Here is an 18,217-nt window from a genome sequence, read left to right as displayed (position 1 = left end):
CGAGCCAGCATGAGGCCGCCCGACCGGCCGCGCACGGCCTTCATGAAGCCCGTCCGCGTGAGATGGTTCGCGACCTTCGTCAGATGCGTTCGCGAGATCTCGTAGGCCGTCGCCGCCTCCTCGATCGTGATCAGGCGTTCGGGCCGCTCGGCCGCGTAGAGCAGCAGCCGAAGCGCGTAATCCGAGAAGCTGGTCAGGTGCATCGAAATCCGTTCCTTGCGCCAGCGCAATGTTGCGCGACGGCGGCCGGAGGTCCATGGCCGGACAGAGCGGGGGATATTGCGGCAAAAAACATGATTGCATTATTCATGAATTGGCGGCTAGGTCCAGCCGCGCCCGCTTGGAAACCTGTCCGTGACGTCCTCCCTTCCCGCCATGAACCTTCGATTGCTGCGCAGGAGCGCGATCCTCGACCAGGATACGATTCCGGCGCCGATGCGCGGGACCTACGAGCTGAAGGCCGGCATCTGGGGCCGCATCCGCGTGAGGGAGGGACGTCTCAAGCTGCGCTTCCTGGAATCGGGACGCGAGACGATCCTCGATCCGGAGGCGGACGGCGTGATGCGTCCGCGCCAGCCGTGCCGGATCGAGCTGCTCGGGCCGGTCCGGTTCGAGATCGCCTATTTCGGGGAAAGCCTCGCCCGGCAGGGCGAGGCGCCGCGGGAGGAGGGCGACCTGATCCAGCCCGTGACGGCCGAGGCCGCAGCCGCCCTCACGGCCGCCAGGGTGCCGTGGAAGATGGGCCCACCCGGCCTCGACGAGGAGGTCGTGAAGCGCGTCGTCGACGATTTCTATGCGAAGATCCGCTCCGATGCGCTGCTCGCGCCGGTCTTCGATGCGGCGATCCCGGAGGAGCGCTGGCCGCATCATCTGGGCATCATGTATGATTTCTGGTCCTCGATGCTGCTCGGGACGGGCCGCTACGACGGGCGGCCGCTTCCCAAGCACATGACGCTGCCCGGATTGTGCGACGACCATTTCGTCCGCTGGCTGGCCCTGTTCCGCGAGACCGTCGAGGCGATCTGCCTCCCGGAGACGGCGGCCCTGTTCGTCGACCGGGCGGAGCGGGTGGCGCAGAGCTTCCGCCTGAGCCTCGCCTTCCATCGCGGCGAGGACACGACGGCGGTCGTCCCGCTCCGCGCGGGGGAGATTGCGCCGAGGGACGGGCTCGTGCAGGCTGGCTCCTGAACGGCCTCTCAGCCGGGCGGGTCGAGCGTCGGCGAGAGGAGGGCGGGCAGGAAGCCCCAGAGCCAGACCGCGAAGGCGGCCGACCAGAGGAGCGAGGCGACGACGTAATGCGCGCCCGCGAGGGATGATCCGATCCCCAGCTCCGGCAGGACGCGCGCCAGCCCGGCGAGCGCCATCAGCGCGAAGGCGGCATGGGCCTGCCAGGGCAGGACGAGGGGCCGGCCCGTATGCCGGAGTCCCGCGATCACGAAGACCGCGAGCACCGCGAGGCCGAGGCAGGAAACGGCCAGGACGTGGAAGCCCGTCTGCGGAGCGACGGGCGCCCCGAGGCCGGCGAGGCCGATCAGCGTGAAGCCGAGGGCGGCGAGCAAGGTGGCGCCGGCAAGGGCGAAGACGTGGCTTCTCAGCACCGCGCGCCCGATGAACCATTCGGCGAGCCGGTCGAAGAAGGCGGCGCCGGCCGCGAGCGCGAGATAGGCCGGCACGGCGGATCGCGGCGCCAGGAGCGCGGCTGCGGCATAAAGCGCGACGAGGCCCGCCGTGAGGTTCTGCCGGCCGGGATGGGGCCGGTAGCGGCTCGTCGCGCCGCTCGGATCGAGCGCGAGATTGACCACGGCGACGTTGATGCGCGCCAGCGCGAGCGAGAAGAAGACGAGATAGATCGCCAGGGCCGCATGCAGGAGGCGGGCGCCGAGCTCGATCTCGCCGATGAGCCAGGACAGCCTGATCGCCCCTTCCGTGAGCCAGATCAGGGCGACCCAGAGCGCAAAGGAGGTGTGGCGCGTGCTTCCGCGCGCGATGAGGGCGGCCAGGACATACCAGAACAGGAGGCCGAGGAAGGCGAGGTCGGTGACGGCGGCGAGGCCGCTCAGCGGCGCGAATCCGACGAGGCCGACGAGGCGCCCCGGAAGCCAGAGCACGAGGAGCACGAGCAGGGCGCGGCCCCGGCGCGGCTCCGTATCCGTCCATTCCGGGACCGCCGAGGTCAGGAATCCGGCAAGCGCCGCCCCATAGATGCCGAACAGCATCTCGTGCGCGTGCCACTGGCTCGGCGGAACCTCCCCTCCGAAGGGCAGCGAGAGGCCGAACAAGGCGGTCCAGACGAGCGGCGAGAGCACGGCGAGACAGGCCGCCGCCGGAAAGAACAGCCGCAGCCCCTCCGACAGGACCGGAGGGCCGGAAGCCTCCCGGCCATGACATCCCGCCGCGCTCAAGGCTCTTCCTCCCGTCCGCCCGCGAACAGCTCGGCGAGAAGCGGATCGCGCGACCAGGCTTCTACCAGCTCGAAGATGGGGCGGTCGCCGCGCTCGCCGATCTCCCGCCCGAGCAGCGCGCCGACCGGGATCTCCGCCCGGATCCGGAGCGTCTCTGCCGACAGCACGATCATGCGGTGGGCGATCCGCGCCGCCTCCGCGAGATCGTGGGTGACGAAGAGCGCGGCGAAATGTTCGCGTCGCGCGGCCTCGATGACGAGGTCCTGGAGGCTGCGCTTCAGCCCGACATCGACCGCCGTGAAGGGCTCGTCGAAGAAGACGAGGTCGGGATCGACGGCGAGCGCGCGCGCCACCGCCGCACGCTGGCGCATGCCGCCCGACATCTCGGCGGGGAACTTGTCGAGAACCGCGGCGGCCAGCCCGACGTCGCGGGCGCGGCGCGTGGCCTTCTCCCGCCGCGTCCGGCGTGGCTCGCCGCTCGCGCGCAGGCCGTAGGCGATGTTGTCGCGCGCGCTCATCCAGGGCAGGAGGCGAGGCTCCTGGAAGACCACCGCATGGCGGCGATAGCCGCGCCGCACCCGTCCGCTCAGCGGCTCGACGAGGCCCGCGGCGATTTGCAGGATCGTCGTCTTGCCGCTTCCCGAAGGGCCGACCAGCGCCACGATCTCCCCCGGCGCGAGCGTCAGGCTCACGTCGTCGAGGACGGGGCGGCCGAGAAAGCCGTGGCCGATTCCCTCGAGCGTGATGACGCTTCGTTGAATCGTCATCACGCTCGAGCCTCTTGCTTGAGCATGATCTTTTCCTGAAACCGGCATCCACTTCCTGGGATCATGCTCTCGAGCGCGAGCTTCACGGCCGCACGCCCCAGGGCTGGCCCGCCTTGCGCCAGGCTTCCAGCCGGTCGCGCACGGGCTGGATGAGCCCGTATTCCGTGACGAGGGCGAAGAGGACGACGCAGACCACGATCGCCATCACGCGCGGGATGTCGAAGAGCGAGCGGGCGGTCGCAAGCTCGCTTCCGATCCCGCCCGCATTGGCCAGAAGCTCCGCCATCACCGTCACCTTCCAGGCCGAGCCGGCGGAGGTGGTCCAGGCCGGGAACAGGTAGGAGACGAGATGGGGCAGCGTCACCGTACGGAACCTCAGCCACCAGCCGGCCCCGAAGGAGCGCGCCATGGCGTCGAGCGCCCGGTCGCGCGTCGCGATGCCTTCGGCCGCGCTCGCGAAGGAGATCGGCAGGGAGGCGACGGCCACCGTCGCGACGGCCGAGCCGCCGGTCGGCCCGAACCAGATCAGCGCCAGCACGATCCAGGCGATCGGCGGCACGCCCAGGATGAAGGTGACGACCGGACGCATGAGCCGCATGGCGGCGAAGGAATAACCCGCCGCCGCCCCGGCGAGGGTGCCGATCCCGACCGCGAGCCCGAATCCGGCAAAGGCCCGCCAGGCGGTCTCGCGCGCGGCGTGCAGGAAGGCGGGCTCCCGCAGCAGCGCCGAGAGCGCGTCCAGGGTCTCGACAGGGGAGGGCAGGACGAAGCTGCCGTAGAATTCGTGGCCGGCCTGCCATGCGGCAAGGACGCAGAACAGCCCGGCTAGGCCCGCCCAGCCCGACCACAGGTAGCGGCCGGCCCAGGCCGCGAAATCCAGGAGGCGCGAGACGAGGCTCATACCGCTTCCGGCTGAAAGGCCCGGCTGCATGTCTCTCCCCTCGCCCGGCCAGGACGCCTGGAAAGGAGCAGGCCGAGCCGATTTGCCGGATTTCGTATCACAAGGCGTAGAACCGCGCCTCGGGAAGCTTGCCGCCGATGATGCGCGGATCGCTCTGCGCCAGGACCTCGAACAGCGCGACGAGATCGTCCCTGGCCTCGGAGGCCGGGCGCACGACGAGGCTGCTATGGGGGATCGACTGCTCGATGACCGGAGCGGGCAGTTCCATCGTCCCGGCTGCGGCGCGGGCAGCGGCGCCGGGGTCCCGGCGGATCGCCTCCAGCGCCCGGACGAGCGCCGCCGGGGGCGCGGCGGGGGCGCCCCCGCCGAAGCGGCGGGTCAGCCCGTCCGCGACCGCGAGGCCCGCCTGCGGGATCGCTCCCCGCCCGGTGATGGAGGCCCAGGCCTTGCGGGTGTCGATCGCCCGTTCGAGGGCCTTCCCGGCCATCTGGGCCCGCAGGATGACGGCCGTGGCGGCGGGCTCGGACATGAGCGCGGCGTCGAGCTTCCCCGACATCAGCAATTGTCCCACTTCCGCGGGCGAGCCCGCATAGTCGATCGTGAGATCGGAGGGGGAGACGTTCGCCGCCGCCAGCACGCGCCGGAAGATGAAATCGGGCATCTCGTTGCGCAGCGAGACCGAGACCTTCCTGCCCTTCAGGTCTTGCGGCCCGCTCACGGTCCCGGCCGGGGCCACGAGGTAGAGGAGGCCGTCCGTCAGGACCGTGGCGAGGCGGATGCCGAGGCCCCGGTTGTGGAGATTGGCGGCCGCATAGGTCGGCACCACCACCGCATCCATGGTGCCGGCGGCGAGGCCCGCCCGCATCTCGTCCGGAGTCCGCCAGGTCTTGAAGCTCGCGGCCGGGGCGAGGTCCTTGAGAAGGCCCTCCTGCACGGCCGTCGCGAGGATGAGGGCCGGGGCGGCGGGAGGCCCCCAGAGCGTCAGCGGCTCGGCGGCGCGCGCGAGGCGGGGCGCGGCGAGGGCGGAGAGGCAGAATCCGGCGGCGAAGGTGCGGCGGGTCGGCATGAGGTGGGGCTCCCTGCTCAATAGGTGGCGCGCAGGCCGGCATAGAAGGTCCGGCCGTCGCCCGGCAGGAAGACCGCCTGATCGGGCCGCGCCACATCCACGATCAGCGTCGAGGAGGCATAGCGCTCGTTGAAGATGTTGCCGATCTCGCCGAAGACCGTGAAATTCTTGCTTACGCGATATTCGGTCTTCAGGTCGAAGACCGCGAAGGGCTTTGCATAGAGCGTGTTCATGTTGTCGACTGGCGTCTTCTCGGGCTGCCAGCGCATCGCGCCCACGATCTTCCAGTCGGCGGCCGGCTGGATCTGCAAGGTCGCGCCGATGATGTGCCGGGGCGCGCCGGCGAGGCGGTTGTTGCCGCGCAGAGGGTCGTCCTGGAAGCGGAAATCCTGATAGGTATAGGCGAGGCGGCCCGAGAGCCAGTCGGTCAGCTTCGCCCCGAACCCGGCCTCGACGCCGAAATGGGTGGTGCGGCGGGCATTGATCGCGCCGAGCGAGGTGCCGGTCTCGTCGCGCAGGCTGAGAAGCTCGTTGTCGATCCAGGAATAATAGGAGACCACGTCCCAGGAGAGGTTTTCCTGCCGTCCGCGCCAGCCGGCTTCGAGGGTCGTCGCCGTCTGGGCCTTGAGATCGGGCGTGCGGAAGGCGGCGGCCGGGGCGAAGGGCGCGGCGGGGTTCGGGCGGCCGGGCGAGGAATTCGGCGTGCCGTTGATGGTTGCCTGGAGGTCGTCATGCGTGGGCGGCTCGAAGCCCCCGCTCACCGCGCCGAACAGGAACTGATCCGGAGCTGGCCGCCAGGACAAGGCGAGGCTCGGAGTCCAGCCGTCATAGGAGCGCGCATAGCTGCTGTCCTGGTTCGGGACCGCGCCGTTCGGAAGCAGCGTATAGGGCCTGGCCGGGCTGAAGGCGACGGTCGGGCGGGTCGGCAGCGCGTAGGTGTCGCCGTAGTCGCGCGTCGCATGCGCGTAGGAGATCGACGGCGACAGGGTAAAGGGCGAGGACCAGAGCGGGATGTTGAGGCCCGAATAGAGGGAGAGCGTCGAGGCGTCGAGATTGCCGGAGCCGAACTGGCTGCCCTGCGCGCCGAGCACGTTGTTGAAATATCCGCGCGAGGCCGAGCCGATCGTGTACTGGGCCGAGGTCTCGAAGAGCGGCAGGAGGCTCGCCTCGTCGGGCTTGTAGCCGTAGCGCAGGAGGGTGGTGAAGTCGCCGCCCTTCGTCGTCCTGACGCCCGCCGAGATCGGGAAGCGGAACATGTCGTCCGTATAGGTGTAGCCGAGCGCGAAATCGACGAGATGCGCCCCGAAGACGCCGGAGGTGCGCTGGCCGATCAGGAACTGGGACGTCTCGCGCCGGGGCCTGTCGCGCACGACGTTCGGGCCCGGATTGATCGCGCCGTACGGGGTCACGGTCGGGCCGGTGAAGACCTGCCGGGGATTGGCGGCGAGAAGCTCCCTGTTGAGCGGGCCGGCGACGTCGAAGCCGAGATCGGTATAGCCGATGAAGAAGCGCGTCTTGATCTCGTCCGTGATCGCGACGCCGACATTGGCGGCGGCGCTCGCGCGCTCGGAACTGTTGTAGTAGCGGTAGCCGTCGCGGCGCGAGACATCCGCCTGGATCAGGCCGTCGACATTCTCCTGCCGGAAGCCCGCCTGAAGGCCCGTATTGACCTGGCCGTAGCTGCCGCCGCTCACGTTGAAATTGACGCCGGGCGCCGAGGAGCCTGTCGGGGAAACGAAGTTCAGCGCCCCGCCGAGCGCCGTCGCGCCGAGCCGGTTCGCGATATAGCCGCGATAGACCTCGATCGCTTCCGCCTGTCCCGGATTGGCGAGGCCGACCACATAGGAGCCGTCCGCCCGGTTGATGGGCAGGCCGTTCTGAAGCACCGTGATGCCGCGCTCCACGGGGTTCTGCTGGAGGCCGGATCCGCGGATCTGGATTCGCGGCTGGTCGTTGCCTCCGAAGAAGTCCTGCACGACCACCCCGGGCGCGGTCCTCAGTGCCTTCGAGAGGGTGGGATTGCCCTCCTCTCCCATCTCGGCGCGGGTGACGACGGCGGTTCCGCCCGGCAGGGCCTCCAGCCGCTGCCGGGCCGCGAGCGCGGGATCGGCGGCGGGGGCGAAGGAAGGGGAGGGCGCTGGCTGGGCCTGGGCGGGGGCCGGCTGAGGACGGCGGCCCGCGGTGGAACGGGCGGGGCCGGCGCCGCGCGCGATCTGCCGGCGCCGGGCTGGAGCTGTCCGCGCCGGCGCCTCCCGCCCGACAACGGGCTTCGGTGCGGCCGCCGGGCGAGGCTGCTCGACGGTGATCGAGGGCAATTGCACGCTCGTTCCCGGGGTCGCCGACTGAGCCTGCACCGCCGTGGCGGAAACCGTGACGAGGAGCCCGGCTGCGAGAGCGGACAGGGCTGGACGGTTCGATCCGGCCGGAACGGCGCGCATGGATCGGCGGGAAAAAGACGTCTCGATCACTTCGGAAGGCCCCCTGCGGGCGCGCTTCCGCCGCGTGGCGGCGGCTGGATCGACGGAGCGGCGCTGTTTGCGATGCGACAACAATGGAACTCCTAAAAAGAGGAGTTACAAATTCATCTTATCGCTCGGCGCGCTTTAAACAACATCTGGGACTCATGTTTTTCGGGGCGGGACCGCTCGGCAACGGAGTGTGGGAATTGCGCAACTCGTGCTCGCCGCTGTTTTACAATGATTGTAATCTTTCGAATATTCGAGCGGATGGCTCTGACATCCGGAGCATCGAGCCGCAGGGCTCACAGGCTCGTTGCCGCCTGGACCTCGCGCGACTTGGCCGCGCGACTTGGCCGCGCGCTTGGCGCTGGTGGCGCGCTTGGCCCTCGGCGCGCCGGCTTGGCCTGCCGGATATTGCTTGTCCGTCGGGCGGCCTATCTTCGCTCGCGGTCGAAGGCGCCTGCGGTGTCCCTGGGCAGCTTGTGCTTCATGATGCGCTCGCTCGGGGTGCGCTCGAATTCCGCGACCAGCGCCAGGTAGCGCGGGGTCTGGTAGGGAGCCAGGCGCTCCGCGAGCCAGGCGAGGAAGGAGGCCGGGTCGATCGCGGCGCCGGGCTTCGGCTTCACGAAGAGCTTGATGTCCTGCTCCCCGATCTCCGCCGGCACGCCGATGATGGCGCAATCCTCGACGGCGGGATGCGAGGCGGCGACGTGCTCCACCTCCCAGGCGGAGACGTTCTCCCCGCGGCAGCGCACGCTGTCGCTCAGCCGGCCGTGGAAGAAGAGGTTGCCCTCGGCATCGAAGGAGCCGCTGTCGCCCGTGTGCAGCGCCCCGTCCCTCAGCGCCGCGGCGGTCGCCTCGGGATTGCGGAAATAGCCCGGGAAGATCGCGCCGGGCAGCCTGGTGCGGACGACGATCTCGCCCTTTTCGCCCTGCGGCACCGGAGCGCCGCTCTCGTCGAGGAGGTCCACCGTGAACCAGGGCAGCGGCCGGCCGACCGAGCCCACAATGCCGGTCTCGTTGCAGGTCGTGAGGCTCGACGCCTCCGTCATGCCGTAGCATTCGCGGACCTGGACTCCGAAGCGCTCCTCGAAGGGGCGCCAGATCTCGGCCGGGCAGCCGCCCCCCCAGGCGATGCTCACCGGGTGGCTGCGATCGTCGGGCCGGGGAGGCTGCTTCAGGAGAAGCTGAAGGATGCCGCCGAGATAATGGATGCGGGTCGCGCCCTCCGCCCGGACCTGGTCCCAGAAGCGGCTGGCGCTGAAGCGCCCCACCATGGCGAGACGGGCGCCCCGGATCAGGGGCAGGACCAGCGTCTGGGCGCCGCCGATGTGATAGAGCGGCTCCCAGACGAAGAAGACGTCGTCGGGGCCCGCGAGCGAGAGCTGCGCGACGGATTCGCCCGCGAGCCGCAGCATCAGATGCGTGACCAGGACGCCCTTCGGCCGGCCGGTCGTGCCGGAGGTGTACATGATGGCGAAGGGCGTCGCCGGATCGATCGCGGGATCCGGCGCCTTAGCAGGGCCCGCGGCCCCCGCAGGGCCCGACAGGACGGCGGCGAGCGATCCCTCGCCGCCAGCGCGCAGAATCCAGGCATCGACCTTGGCCCCGCTCGCCTCGACGACCGGGAGAAGGTCCTCGTCGACGACGATCACCTGGGGCTCGCTGTGCTCGAGGATGTAGCGCAGCCCCTCGCCGCGCTGGCGCGCATTGACCGGAATCCAGATCGCCCCCGCCCGCGCGATGCCGAAGAGCACGCCGAGCGTCTGCGGGCTGTTGGCCATCATCACCGCGACGCGCGTTCCGGGACCCAGCCCCCTCGCCGCGAGCGCCCCGGCGAAGGCGGCCGACATGCGGCCGAGATCGCCGAAGGTGACGGGCTCGCCCTCGAAACGGGCGAAGATGCGGTCGGGAGAGGCTGCGGCCTGGGCGAGGAACAGGTCGATGAAGCCGGCGGGCTGGAACGGCATGAGGGAGGCGGTCTGTCTCAGGAGGGACGGCGCAGCCGCTCCGCGAGGAGCAGCGGCACCGTGATGACGATGAAGATCACGACCGAGACGGCCGCGAGGGTCGGGTTGAGCTGCATGATCATGTCGTCCCACATCTGCTTCGGCAGGGTGGTCTTGAGGCCGCCGGAGACGAAGAGGGCGACGGTCAGCTCGTCGAAGGAGGTGATGAAGGCGAACAGGAAGCCGGCGACGAGCCCGCCCCGGATCAGCGGCGCGGTGACGAGCCGGACCACCTGGAGGCGGCTCGCGCCGAGCGTCGCCGCGACCTGGTCGAGGCGCCAGTCATAGGTCTTCAGCACGGCCGCGACGGCGATCAGGGCGAAGGGGATGGCGAGCAGCGTGTGGCCGATGACGAGGCCGAGATCGGTCGCGACGAGCCCGAGCTGCGCGAACAGGTAGTAGAGCCCCACCGCGATCACGATCCGGGGGATGATGGTCGGGGCGAGCAGCGCGGCGAAGACGAGGCCGCGCAGGCGGGAGCGCGAGCGGGCGAGGCCGAAGGCCGCCGCCGCCCCGATCAGGGTCGCGAGGGCCGCGGTCGCGAAGGCGACGCCGAAGGAGCGGATCGTCGCCCCGATCCAGACGGGCGAGGAGAGATAGGCTTCGAACCAGCGCGTCGAATATCCCGGCGGCGGGAATTCCAGGAACGAGGAGGAGGTGAACGCCATCGGGATCACGACGATCAGCGGGAAGAGCAGGAAGACCAGCACCGCCGCGACATAGGCCGGCAGGAGCCATGGCCCGAGGCGGCGCCCGCCGAAAGGCTCCGTGAGGGCGGCGAGGGCAGCCATGAGGCGGCCCATCCCGTCGGCGGCCACCAGCCCGCCGCGGCGCAGCCAGCTCGCATGGCTCGCGCCGCCGGAGGTGTCGCCGGAGAGGCTGGAAAGCCCGAAGACGCGGTCATAGACGAGGCAGGTGACGAGCGCGGTCACCAGCATCAGCGCGGCGAGCGCGCCGGCGAAGGGCCAGTTCACCAGTTCGAGCACCTGCACCAGGATGAGCTGCGCCAGCATGGTCTGCTGGCGGCCGCCGAGGAGCGCCGGCACGATGAAGAAGCCGAGCGAAGTGATGTAGGTGAGCAGCCCCGCCGCCGCGACGCCCGGCATCGACAGGGGGACGTGGACGAGCCAGAAATTGCGCGAGGGAGGCGCGCCGAGCGTCGCCGCCGCCTGGGCGAGCCGCGCATCGACCGTGATCATGACCGGGAGCATGGTCAGGACGGCGAGCGGCAGCATGGAATGCACCATGCCGACCATCACGCCGAACTCGTTGTTGATCAGCGCCAGGGGCGAATCGATCAGGCCCAGGTCCATCGCCGCGCTGTTGAGGATGCCGCGGCGCCCCAGGATGATCATCCAGGCGAAGGTCTTGACGAGATAGCTCGTCCAGAAGGGCACCAGCACGAGCAGCAGCATCTTGGCCCGGCGGCCGTCGGGCTGCCGCGCCAGCCAATAGGCGAGCGGATAGCCGAGCAGGACCGAGAACAGAGCCGTCCAGCCCGCGATGCGGAACGTGATGCCCAGCACGCGCAGATAGACGTCCACCTGGAACAGGCGGGCATAGTGGGCGGCCGTCACGCTGCCCGTCTGGGCATCCCTCAGGCTCGTGGACAGGAGCTGCCCGACGGGCAGGACCATGAACACGGCCAGGAAGGCGAGGGCCGGCGCCGCCAGCCACAAGGCGCCCCACCGCCAGCGGCGGCGTTCGGTTGCGGCCGCCCCGGTCATGGCACCAGCACCGCTTGGCTGGAATTCCAGGAGAACTCGACCGTGTCGCCGAGGCGCGGAAGCGTCTCCTTGGCGGGCAGGCGGACCATCACGTTCTCTCCGGCCGGAAGGGTCACGATCATGCGCGTCTCCGAGCCGGCATAGATCATCTCGCTGACGCTGCCGCCGAGCCGGCTGTCGCCCGCCCCACCCATCTCGATCTGCTCGGGGCGCACCACGAGGGCCGCGCTCCCTTCGGGGAGCGGCGAATCGGGAAGCGGCAGTGCGCCGTGCGGGGTCGCGAGCCGGCGCTCCCCGCCCTCGCCCCGCTCGATCGTGCCGCGGAGGATGTTCGAGATGCCGATGAAATCGGCGGCGAAGGCCGTCTTCGGCCGCGCATAGATCTCCGCGGGCGTCGCCACCTGCTCGACCTCGGCGTGGTTCATCAGGCAGATGCGGTCGGACAAGGCGAGCGCCTCCTCCTGGTCGTGCGTGACGTAGACGATGGTCGCCCCTGTCTCGCGATGCAGGCGCCGGATCTCGAGCTGCATGTGCTCGCGCAGCTTGCGATCGAGCGCGCCGAGCGGCTCGTCCATCAGGATGACCGAGGGGCGGTAGATGAAGCAGCGCGCGAGGGCCACGCGCTGCTGCTGGCCGCCGGACAATTCGCGCGGAAAGCGGGTGGCCATCCGGTCGAGCTGGACCATCTCCAGCGCCTTTCCGACCCGCTCTTCCATCTCCTCCTTCGGGCAGCCGCGCATGCGCAGCGGAAAGCCGATATTCTCGGCCACCGTCAGGTGCGGGAAGAGCCCGTAATGCTGGAAGACGAGCCCGATGTCGCGGCGATGAACCGGCGTCGCCGTCTCGTCGCGCCCGTCGATGAAGACGCGGCCGGCGGTCGGCTCGGCGAGGCCGCAGATCATCTGGAGCAGCGTCGTCTTGCCGGAGCCGGAGGGGCCGAGGAGAGTCAGGAACTCTCCGGGCGCCACCGACAGGTTGGTCGGCTTCAGGGCGTCGACCGCCCCGTAGCGTTTGGCGAGGGCCTCGACCCTCAGCTTCGGCGCCGCCGCGCCGCCGGATGTCGCCGCCGCGAGGGTCATCAGGTCAGGATCCAGGAGTTGAAGCGCTCGGTGGCGGCGGCGCGGTTGGCGCTCCACCATTCTTCCTTCGCGATCGTCATGACCTTGAGGTTGGCCTCGTAGGTCGGCAGGATCGGCGCTCGGGCAGGGGGAATGTGCTTGTAGGCGTCGAGATTGGCCGGGCCGTAGGCGAGGAATTCCGTGAAGACCGCCTGGCGCGCGGGATCGGAGCAGAACCTCACGAATTTCCGCGCGATCTCGGCATTGGGGCTGCCCTTCGGAATGCCCCAGCCCTCGATCGAGAAGAGGCCCTGGTTCCAGACGATCTTCACCGGTGCGCCGCCGTCGATCGCGGCCTGGGCGCGGGCGTTCCACATCGCGATCAGGTCGATCTCGCCGCTCTGGATGAGCTGGCTCGACTGGGCGCCGGAGGTCCACCAGACGTCGACATCCGGCTTGATGCGGTCGAGGTTCTTGAAGGCCCGGTCGATGTCGAGCGGATAGAGCTTGTCGAGAGGCACGCCATCGGCGAGGAGCGCCTGCTCGAGCGTGTCGATCGGGTTCTTGCGCAGTGCGCGCCGGCCCGGAAACGCCTTCACGTTCCAGAAATCGGCCCACGAGGACGGCGCCTTGTCCTTGAACTTGTCGGTGCGATAGGCCTGGATCGTCGAGTAGACGTCGATGCCGAGCCAGAGCGGCGTGATGCCGTCGGCCATGTAGCCCGGCACGGAATCGAAGCCGATGGGTTCGAGCAGGTTCTGCCGGACCAGGATGTCGCGCGCGGAGACCGTCAGCGTGCAGACGTCCCAGATATAGGACTTGGTCTCGACCATGGCCTTGAACTGGGCGGTCGGCTCGGCCTCGCGCGCCACGTTGGCGACGCGGATGCCGGTCTCCTTCTCGAAGGGATCGTAGAAGGCCTTGCGATAGCCGGGCCCGTAGGGGCCGCCCGGATCGGCGACGGTGAGGGTCGTCGCCGCGAGGGCGCGCCCGACGAAAGCCGGGGCGGCCAGGAGGCCGGCGGAAAGTCCGGCCGCGCCCCGGATGAGGGATCGACGGCTCGGCCTGGTCGTGAACTCTGTCATCTTGTTCCCTCCCTTACCGGTGCTTTCGCGGGATCAGCCCTTGCGCGCCGCGCGGGCGGCGAAGAACGCCTCCATCATGCGCGCCGGCTCGCCGGAGGCATAAGCTTCGCGCTGGATGCGGATGCCGGCCTTGAGGCAATCCTCGAACCCGGCCTGGGTCATCTCGCGGAAGCGCATCTTGTCGAGCCGCATGGCCACGGGCGGCTTGGCGGCCAGCTCCTCGGCGAGCTTCAGGGCCTCGGCCATGACCTGCGACTGCGGGACGAGGCGGTTGATGAGCCCGACCTGCACGCATTCTGCCGCATCCATCAGGCGCCCCGTCAGGGTGAGGTCGATGGTGCGGGCGATGCCCAGCATCTCGCGCATGATCCAGGGGCCCGTCGTCGAGGGGATGCCGGAATTGATCTCGGGCTGGCCCATCCGCACGCCCTCGTGGCCGACGCGCATGTCGGTCAGGAGCGCCACCTGGAAGGCCGAGCCCGCCGCCACGCCGTTCAGCGCCGCGATCAGCGGCTTCGTGAGAGCGCGCATGCGGTCGTAGAGCGTCTCCCATTCGGCGACCCATTCCTCGGCGCGGTCGGCGTCGAAGGTCTGGCTCTCGGAGAGATCCTGGCCGGCGCCGAAGGCGCGGTCGCCCGCCCCGGTGAGGACGATGGCCCGCACGGCCTCGTCCTTCTCGAACGCCTCGAAGGCCGCGATCAGCATGTTCCGCATCGGCCGGTTCCACGCGTTCAGCGCCTCGGGCCGGTTCAGCGTGATGACGCCGACGGCGCCCTTGCGGTCGGTCAGAACGAAATCGGCCAAGGTCGTCTCCAGAAAGTTATTGCAATGCGATAAAAGTTACTGTATATGTGGACAATATACTTAATGGAGTGATCCGTGTCAACTCGGAATCGGCTCGAATCGTCCGGCCGGAAGCGTGCGTCAGGCAAGAACCCTGCCGCGAGTCCCGCAGCGGCCGGGAAGCCGGGGCAAGAGGATCGGAGACAGGAGGATCAGCGGCAGGATGATCCGCTGATGGTCCGGTCGGTTGAGAAGGCTTTCCGCGTGCTCACGGCCTTCGACGTCTCGCGTCCGACCCTGAGCCTGACGCAGCTCGCGGCCGCGATCGGGCTCGACAGGAGCGCGACCCAGCGCTTCACCCACACGCTCGAGCGCCTCGGCTACCTGCGCAAGGACCCCGCCACCAAGCATTTCGAGCTGGCGCCGCGCATCCTGGCGCTCGCGCATCACTACACCCGCGCGAATTCCCTCATCGAACGAGCCATGCCGGTCTTGCAGCATCTCAGCCAGACGACCCAGGAGACGATCAACCTGACGGTCCGCGACGACACGGAGGTGATCTTCGTCTCGCGGTTCCTCAGCCGCCACGTCCTCAATACCGACGTCGTGATCGGCACGCGCCTTCCCGCCTTCTGCATGGCGTCGGGGCTGGCGATGCTGTCGGCCATGCCTCGCGAGGAGGCGCGGCAGATCCTGCTGCGCAGCGACCGCCGCCCCTTCACGCCCCACACCGTCACCGATATCGACGCCCTGACGGCGCAGCTCGCGGAGGCGGCGGAGAAGGGCTACGCGCTCGCCTTCGAGCAATATTACCGCTCGGACGTCTCGATCGCGGCTCCCATCCTCGACCGGCAGGGGATTCCGATCGCCGCGGTGAACATCGCGGTCTCGCGCGCCCGCTTCTCGCCGGAGGAGGCCGAGGAGGCCTTCTCCTCCCTGGTCGTCGCCGCCGCCGCCGGGATCTCGCAGTCCGGGCGGGCGAGAGGAGCCTGAGGCGGCAGGCTATTCGAAGGCGACGGGTGCGGTCTGGCGCTCGTTGACGCTCAGGCGGAAGATGTCCGGCCGGGCGTAATGGCCGACGACGTCGAAATCGTATTTACCGCGGGCGATCTCCGCCAGGTCCAGCTCCGCATGCAGGATCTGGCTCTGGCCGAAGGCCGGCCCGGCCATGACCTGCCCGAGCGGACCGATGATGCAGCTTCCCCCGCGCATCAGGACGGTGTCCGGCGCGTCTCCCTGGATGGCCGCGTAATCCTGCGGGCAATCCGAGCGCAGGAGGAACTGGCAGGAGGAGAGCACGAAGCAGCGCCCCTCCATCGCGATATGCCGCATCGTCGCGAGCCAGGTGTCGCGATCATCCGCGGTCGGGGCGCAATAGATCTGGATGCCCTTCGCATACATGGCCATGCGCAGCATGGGCATGTAGTTCTCCCAGCAGATCACGGCGCCGAGGCGGCCCATCGGCGTGTCGAAGACGGGGAGGGTCGAGCCGTCGCCATAGCCCCAGACGAGGCGCTCGGAGGCGGTCGGCATGAGCTTGCGGTGCTTGCCGAGCAGCCGGCCGTCCGGGCCGTAGAAGAGCACCGTGCAATAGAGCGTCCCGCCGTCGCGCTCGATCACGCCGATGACGAGATGCAGGCCGTGGTCGCCTGCGATCTGGCCGAGGCGCGAGGCGGCGGGGCCCGGCACCTCGACGGCGCTGTCGAAATAGCGCCGGAAATCCTCTCGGCCCTCGGGCGTCCGGGTGCCGATCCGGGCGCCGAAATCGAGCCCCTTCGGATAGGCCGAGACGAACGCCTCCGGGAAGACGGCGAGCTCGGCGCCGCCTTCCTTCGCCTGCCGGGCCAGTTGCCCGACCTTCTCGATCGTCGCGTCGCGATCGAAGACGACGGGCGCGTTCTGGATGACGGCGGCTCGGACGATGCTCATGAGACTTCATCTAGGCAATGGGCCGCCCGCTGTCGATCAATCCGGCGCGCGGACAAGCGGACAGTCTCCGGCTTCCAGCGGGCGGAACGCCGTCTCTCCGGAAATGGTGCCGAGATGCCGGTAATAGTCGTAGGCGCCGCGCGACTGGTCCGGGTGCTTGACCTCGAACAGGTGCAGGTCGTGCACGGCGCGCCCGTCCGCGCGGATGAGCGTGCGCCCGAAGAGCGGATCGTCGATCGGTTCCCGCTTCATGGCGGCGACCACCTGCCGGCCTGCGAGGGTGCCGCTGCGGCGCACCGCGCGCAGATAGGCGAGGGTCGCGGAATAGACGCCCGCATGGTCCTCCGTCGGCATGCGCCCGTCCATCCGCGCGCTCCAGCGCCGGCTCCAGGCGCGGGTCGAGTCGTTCAGGTCCCAGTAGAAGCTCTCGACGAGGCGCATGTCCCGGGCGCGTGCGAGGCCGAGGGCGTGGATGTCGGAGAGCTGGATGAACAGCGGGGCGATGGTCAGGCCCGGCGTCAGGCCGAACTCGCCGGCCTGTTTGACCGCCGCGATCATGTCGGCCCCGGTGCTCGCCAGCGCCAGGACCTGCGCGCCCGAGCCTCGCGCCCGCACCAGGACGGCCGAGAAATCGCTCGTCCCGAGCGGCAGCCGCGCGCCCCCGGCGACCGAGCCCCCCGATTCCGCGAGCGCCTTCGTCGCATCCCGTTCCAGCGCATGGCCGAGCGCGTAGTCGACGGTGAGGAAATACCATGCGGACGGGCCGTTGCCGGCGAGGGCCGCGACCGTTCCGCGGCCCTGCGCCCAGGTATCGGTCACCCATTGCACCGTGGTCGGGGCGCAGGCTTTTCCGGTCAGGTCCGAGGTCATCGAGCTGGAGGCCAGGGCGACCCGGTCCCGCTCGCCGAGAAGATGGGCGACGCCCAGCGCGACGCCCGAATGGGGCAGGTCGACGATCGCCGCGACATTCTCGGTATCGATCCAGCGCCGGGCGATGGAGAGCCCGATATCGGGCTTGTTCTGGTGATCCGCCGACAGGATCGTGACCGCGAGCCCGCCATCCTCGCGCGAGAAGTCTTCCGCGGCCAGCTCGGCCGCGACGACGGAGCCCCGCCCGACCTGATCCGAGAAGGGGCCGTTCATATCGGTCAGGACGCCGATCGTGACGGCCGCAGGCGCCGCCGCCTCGGAGGCGAGCGGAGCGGTCCCGTGCAAGGCGAGCCAGATCGCCAGGGCGGCGCCCGCCAGGCCGGAGCGGCGCGAATCGGTTGAAGAGGCTGGCGGCATGGAATGTCCCGGAAGCTGTGTCGTGACGACCCGGCCGGACTCATAGCAGCTTTCGGGCCCGCTCCGGCGAGAGGCGGGAGCGGCGCCCGTCGTTGCCGGCTTGCAACGGTTCCAGAACGTGGCCTTCGTGCGGCGACTTTGCGATTGACCGCCGCAATGGTTGGCGCAAGTTGGCGGATGACGGTTCCCTTCGGGGATTGAATGGGAATGCGGTGAGGGCGATCTCGAAAGAGAATCACCCGAATCCGCGGCTGCCCCCGCAACTGTGAGCGGTGAGCCTCTCGCCACGATGCCACTGGGTCCTCGGCCCGGGAAGGCGGCGGGAGGCGGCGACCCGCGAGCCAGGAGACCTGCCGTCAGCCGTGGTCACACGCGAGCACGTCGGACGGGGGGTTCCGGTGGTAGCCGAGCCGTCGCCCGAGGGCGGCGGGGAGACTGCGTTCGCGGTGACGTGCCACTGACGTCTCCGAGGTCTCCCTTGCCCATGTCCACGACAGCCCGCCGGCGCCTGCTGCGCTCCTCGTCGCTTCTCATTCTCGCCCTTGCGCCTGCGATCGCCTCGGCCCAGCAGACGATCCAGGGCGGCAACGAGCTGCCGCCCGTCGTCGTGGCCCCGCCCCGCGTCGCGCCGGCCCCCGCGCCGCGCGTCGTGGAGACGGCGCCCGAGGCCCGCGCCTCGCGCCGCCGGCGCGCCGCGCGGCGCGTCAGGCCGGCCGCCGCGCCCGTGGCGGCGCCCGCGGCACC

Annotated in this window: 15 protein-coding genes, 1 pseudogene and 1 riboswitch; of the genes and pseudogenes, 3 read left to right on the top strand and 13 right to left on the bottom strand. The window is 69.8% G+C overall.

Annotated features, from left to right (window positions below):
• Positions 1–203: Rrf2 family transcriptional regulator (locus PKD06_RS01775; RefSeq protein WP_324377138.1), on the bottom strand; the 203-nt coding region annotated here is incomplete at its 3' end.
• Between the two features lie 151 nt (positions 204–354).
• On the opposite strand from PKD06_RS01775, the gene PKD06_RS01770 reads away from it, so the two are divergent.
• Positions 355–1,188 (top strand): DUF1971 domain-containing protein, encoded by an 834-nt coding sequence (locus PKD06_RS01770; RefSeq protein WP_324377135.1) that lies wholly within the window; start codon positions 355–357, stop codon positions 1,186–1,188.
• Between the two features lie 8 nt (positions 1,189–1,196).
• On the opposite strand, the gene PKD06_RS01765 is transcribed toward PKD06_RS01770, so the two are convergent.
• From PKD06_RS01765 to PKD06_RS01720, 10 genes are all read right to left on the bottom strand, one after another.
• On the bottom strand, positions 1,197–2,402 hold the full coding sequence (locus tag PKD06_RS01765) for an NnrS family protein (RefSeq protein ID WP_324377133.1): 1,206 nt from the start codon (positions 2,400–2,402) through the stop codon (positions 1,197–1,199).
• The gene (locus PKD06_RS01760; protein WP_324377131.1) at positions 2,399–3,169 is read right to left on the bottom strand and encodes an ATP-binding cassette domain-containing protein; all 771 of its coding nucleotides are present in this window, start codon (positions 3,167–3,169) and stop codon (positions 2,399–2,401) included. The genes PKD06_RS01765 and PKD06_RS01760 overlap by 4 nt, the downstream gene beginning before the upstream one ends.
• A gap of 82 nt (positions 3,170–3,251) precedes the next feature.
• Positions 3,252–4,070, bottom strand: a complete 819-nt coding sequence (locus tag PKD06_RS01755) for an ABC transporter permease (RefSeq protein WP_324377129.1) — start codon at positions 4,068–4,070, stop codon at positions 3,252–3,254.
• Between the two features lie 97 nt (positions 4,071–4,167).
• Positions 4,168–5,136, bottom strand: coding sequence for an ABC transporter substrate-binding protein (locus PKD06_RS01750; protein ID WP_324377127.1), 969 nt, complete (start codon positions 5,134–5,136; stop codon positions 4,168–4,170).
• Between the two features lie 17 nt (positions 5,137–5,153).
• Complete coding sequence (locus tag PKD06_RS01745; RefSeq protein ID WP_324377125.1) at positions 5,154–7,574, bottom strand: TonB-dependent receptor; 2,421 nt, start codon at positions 7,572–7,574, stop codon at positions 5,154–5,156.
• 455 nt (positions 7,575–8,029) lie between these two features.
• Entirely contained in the window at positions 8,030–9,565 is a 1,536-nt protein-coding gene (locus tag PKD06_RS01740) for an AMP-binding protein (RefSeq protein WP_324377123.1), read from the bottom strand.
• Positions 9,566–9,582: 17 nt separating this feature from the next.
• Complete coding sequence (locus tag PKD06_RS01735) at positions 9,583–11,331, bottom strand: ABC transporter permease subunit (RefSeq protein ID WP_324377121.1); 1,749 nt, start codon at positions 11,329–11,331, stop codon at positions 9,583–9,585.
• Entirely contained in the window at positions 11,328–12,410 is a 1,083-nt protein-coding gene (locus tag PKD06_RS01730) for an ABC transporter ATP-binding protein (RefSeq protein ID WP_324377120.1), read from the bottom strand. The genes PKD06_RS01735 and PKD06_RS01730 overlap by 4 nt, the downstream gene beginning before the upstream one ends.
• Positions 12,410–13,474, bottom strand: a complete 1,065-nt coding sequence (locus tag PKD06_RS01725) for an ABC transporter substrate-binding protein (RefSeq protein WP_324377118.1) — start codon at positions 13,472–13,474, stop codon at positions 12,410–12,412. The genes PKD06_RS01730 and PKD06_RS01725 overlap by 1 nt, the downstream gene beginning before the upstream one ends.
• Positions 13,475–13,507: 33 nt before the next feature.
• On the bottom strand, positions 13,508–14,278 hold the full coding sequence (locus tag PKD06_RS01720) for an enoyl-CoA hydratase/isomerase family protein (RefSeq protein ID WP_324377116.1): 771 nt from the start codon (positions 14,276–14,278) through the stop codon (positions 13,508–13,510).
• 213 nt (positions 14,279–14,491) lie between these two features.
• Between PKD06_RS01720 and PKD06_RS01715 the strand changes: the two genes are divergently transcribed.
• Positions 14,492–15,250: an IclR family transcriptional regulator gene (locus tag PKD06_RS01715; protein ID WP_324377113.1), complete on the top strand. Its 759-nt coding sequence runs from the start codon at positions 14,492–14,494 to the stop codon at positions 15,248–15,250.
• 9 nt (positions 15,251–15,259) lie between these two features.
• Here the strand turns inward: PKD06_RS01715 and PKD06_RS01710 are convergent, their stop codons facing one another.
• Entirely contained in the window at positions 15,260–16,186 is a 927-nt protein-coding gene (locus PKD06_RS01710) for a carbon-nitrogen hydrolase family protein (RefSeq protein ID WP_324377111.1), read from the bottom strand.
• A 36-nt stretch (positions 16,187–16,222) separates the two neighbouring features.
• Positions 16,223–17,473, bottom strand: coding sequence for an ABC transporter substrate-binding protein (locus PKD06_RS01705; protein ID WP_324377110.1), 1,251 nt, complete (start codon positions 17,471–17,473; stop codon positions 16,223–16,225).
• Positions 17,474–17,637: 164 nt separating this feature from the next.
• Positions 17,638–17,846: riboswitch (cobalamin riboswitch) on the top strand.
• Between the two features lie 111 nt (positions 17,847–17,957).
• Here PKD06_RS01705 and PKD06_RS01700 point away from each other — a divergent pair.
• Positions 17,958–18,217: pseudogene (locus PKD06_RS01700) on the top strand (TonB-dependent receptor); the annotation flags it as partial.

This window comes from Enterovirga sp., from assembly GCF_035325185.1.
In the GTDB taxonomy this organism is placed as follows: domain Bacteria; phylum Pseudomonadota; class Alphaproteobacteria; order Rhizobiales; family Beijerinckiaceae; genus Enterovirga.
The sequence above is the reverse complement of the archived record's forward strand: the minus strand, read 5'-3'. Positions and strand labels throughout refer to the sequence as shown.